This window comes from Chitinophagaceae bacterium (genome assembly GCA_007695095.1).
Lineage (GTDB): Bacteria > Bacteroidota > Bacteroidia > Chitinophagales > REEL01 > REEL01.
On the sequence record REEL01000012.1, the window covers coordinates 1 to 3516 of the forward strand.

2 protein-coding genes are annotated in these 3516 nt (G+C 33.6%); one reads left to right on the top strand and one right to left on the bottom strand.

Going from position 1 to position 3516, the window contains the following annotated elements; all coding sequences use genetic code 11:
- Positions 1-358: 358 nt before the first annotated feature.
- Positions 359-1894 (top strand): hypothetical protein, encoded by a 1536-nt coding sequence (locus EA412_00205; GenBank protein ID TVR84697.1) that lies wholly within the window; start codon positions 359-361, stop codon positions 1892-1894.
- Positions 1895-1931: 37 nt separating this feature from the next.
- Here EA412_00205 and EA412_00210 read toward each other — a convergent pair whose 3' ends face one another.
- Entirely contained in the window at positions 1932-3152 is a 1221-nt protein-coding gene (locus EA412_00210) for a T9SS C-terminal target domain-containing protein (protein ID TVR84698.1), read from the bottom strand.
- Positions 3153-3516 lie beyond the last annotated feature (364 nt).

Below are 3516 nucleotides of genomic sequence, written 5' to 3' on the forward strand. Positions count from 1 at the left end.
ATCAAGCATAGCGGATGAATCCGGCGGACTGCCATCATCGTTTATTGATATACCACCGCTCTGTTGTGCGAAAGTACTGTTATTAACAGCAACTAAACATATTAGCATAAAAAGCCGAATAATTAAATTAGATGTAAAGTTTTTCATTTCATTATTTTTTAATTGTTAATTAAGGTAGTCATAGCCTTTTCAGACTTAGGCTACAATTTTATCACAATTTCAAACTTTATATTTTAGAAGTAAAATCAACTTTTGGCTATATTTAGGTTCATGGCTCATCATTTTTTGCAATTAAATTTCAACAACTCCTTTTTTAATTTGTATTTTATCTGTTAACTTCGAATAAACAATTAGCCTTATGAGCGATAACAAAGATGCCTTACATGAACTCATTCATGCCCTCACCCCAATGGAGAAGTGGCGTTTTAAGCGTTATGCAGGCCGGTATGATAAGGGTGCTACTAAAAAGTATGTGAAACTTTTTGATGCAATAGCAAAGCAGTCAGAATACAATGAAGAAAAACTAATCAAACGTTTTAGAAATGAAAAGTTTATTAATCAGCCGGCTGTTGCTAAGAACTATCTTTATAATATCATTATGAAAAGTCTGGTTGAGTATGATGAAAAAAATGTAGTAGAAATTGAGGTTAACCACCTTTTACTTTCAGTAAATAAACTCTTCGAAAAAAACCTTTTCAAACAAGCTTATAAGCAATTACATAAAGCTCAACGGCTGATAAAAAAACATAATCTTCCTACCAAATCTCTTGAGGCCAATCTAAAAGAACAAAATTTAGCTACATATACCTTACCGGTTCATCAGCAAGCAAAAACTTTTGACAAACTGCATGAAAAACTCATTGAAGAGATGTCTGCATTTCAAACAGAAAGAGAATTTATTCTTCTCTGGCGAAAATGTATGGGAACTAATTACTTATATGGATGGCCGCGTAACAACAGGGAGTTGAAAAAATACCTTGAAATTTACCAACATCCCCGGTTGCAACATGAACCTGGTGGCAACATGTCATATTCCAGATTTTGCTATTTAGGCATAATGGCGAGTTATCATGAATTAAATGGTGATTATACGAAAGCTTTGAGCGTATATAAGGATTTACTTGACTTTATGGAGAATAAAATAAGCTCAAAAAGTACAACTTCCGGCCAAAAAGAAACTCATACTTTAAACAATATTAACAATCTTTTCTCCTACCTTATCACATCTTTAAAAACAGAGCACTTTTTTATACCCGATGTTCAACAAAAATGGGGAGAGCTGGAGAACTTTTCTTTAGACAAAAATTATTCGGACAAAATAAGAGAAAAAGCTTTTTTTTATTTTAGTATGGCTGAACTTGAGCGTTTAATAGTACATTCAAACTATGAAGAAGGGCAAAGTACTGTAATTCCCATTCAGAATGTTCTGGAAGATACTTACTCAAAAAACACAAGATCTCCTTTTGAATATGGACTTTTAGTCAGTCTTAGCCGTTTTTGTTTTTATGCCGGCATGTATCAACAAGCGCTTTATTGGATAAACAAAGCAAATAATCATCAAGCTGCAAATAAGGTAGAAGGAAATTACGGCTGGCTCAAAATACTAACGATAATTATTCATCTTGAATTAGGAAATGACCGTGTTATTGAATACAGTATAAAAAGTACGTATCGCTACCTTGCGCAACGAAAAAGATTATTCCGGTCTGAAAAAATCATACTGGAGTTTTTCCGGAATGAAGTTCCTAAAGTTTACTCTGATAAAGACCTAAATAACGCCCTGCAAAAGCTTTATACTTCTTTGAAAAAAATACGGAATGACCGCTTTGAAAAACACATCTTGGATCAATTTGATATACTATCCTGGCTAAAGAACCGCATAAAAGGCAGTTAGTAGAATAAAAAATGAATGTGGTTAGGCGTTGTTTTTGTTATTGTACGACAATACGTTTGTTCAAAGAATGAGTTTCTTTACTGATATTCAGTAAATAAACTCCTTTCGGAAATTCAGTTAGGTTAATTGAATTTTCAAGATTATTTAAAACAAGCGTTTTTACTTTTTTGCCGGTTACTTCATAAACCGTTAGTGTTGACTGAAGTAAAGTTTCATCAATTTCTACCATCAGAGATTCAGATACCGGATTAGGGTAAAAACGAACATTGTATAGTTCATTTTCTTCAATAGAATTAATTGGATTTTCCCTTTTTTGAATAAATAGTGCAAAAGGTTCTGTTGAAAAATCATCCCAGTCTGTAATAGAAATAGCTGAAAAATTAGGTGAAGGATTTAAGTTAACGGAAGCTTCAGATGTGGGTAACCAACCATCTGTAACATTCCATTGAGCTACTCCATCAAAAGTATTGTCTTCAGTCTGGTCAAAGTAAAAAGTGATGTTAACCGCCTCATTACTTTCAGTTTGGTTTATCAGGTGATACCAATTTTCATTAATTGCGCTAATCGTATCGTCTTTCATTGCAATGTCGAAGCCATCTGTTGTAGGAATGTTATTTACCATCCGTGCATGAAAAGTCATAAAATCACTCGTAGTCGGTTTAATAGTTAATGGTCTGTATCTTTCAGTATTGACAGCAGAACCAAGCGGAAAATCGTAGTCATTAACTGATTCCATATTTCTTGCAAACCTTCCGTCCCCTGTGCTGCTGACATATCCCCCATTTGAGATAACACTGTTTGCATCTGTATTCAACACATGAAGCGTGTTTTCTTCTGTTGCAACTTCTCTGTCGCTGATGTCTAATGTTTCACGGATAAAAATGTTGTTTTCGAGTATTTTTACTCCGGTGCCTGTAAATGCAAGATGATTGAAAAAAGTTTCATCGTTTCCACCTATGATTTGATTTTCACCAAAAAATTCAACTTTACCTGAAGCAATATCTATAAACCCCTCTCCTCCGGAATTGTTATAAAAATTTTCTGAAATATAGATGTTGCTCCCATTGTGGAGTATACCATTTGCAGATAAGTGCAAGCTGCCATGTATATTAATATTGGTGTTACCATAGTTAATCAAATTCGCTTCATTAACTAAAAGTTGTGCCTGTGCATGCTGATTGCCAAATGCAAAAAACAACATTGTGAGAATATATAATGGTAATCGACGCATAACTTCATTCAATTTTAAGTTTTTCATTTCAATGTTTTTTAACTGATTAATTAAGAAACTTACAGTCTTTTAAGGCAAAATCTGCAATTTCATCACAATTTCAAGCTTTTTCTTTAAGAAGTAAATTCAACTTTTTGTGAAATTTAGTTTCATGGCCTATATTTTTTTAAATAAAAAAGCTTTACAGCTCATTGAAAAAACTTAGCTGTGACCGTTTTGAAAAACATATACTGGAAAACTTTGACATACTGTCCTGGTTAGAAAGCCGTATTGAAGGCAAAGCCTTACCTGAGATAATTAAAAGAAGAATTGAAGGGGGTTAGGGTTTTGGCGGAGCTTTTTTAATTGTCGTGATTAAGGGCGCTTCGGACTGAGTTAGGAAGAAGCTGCG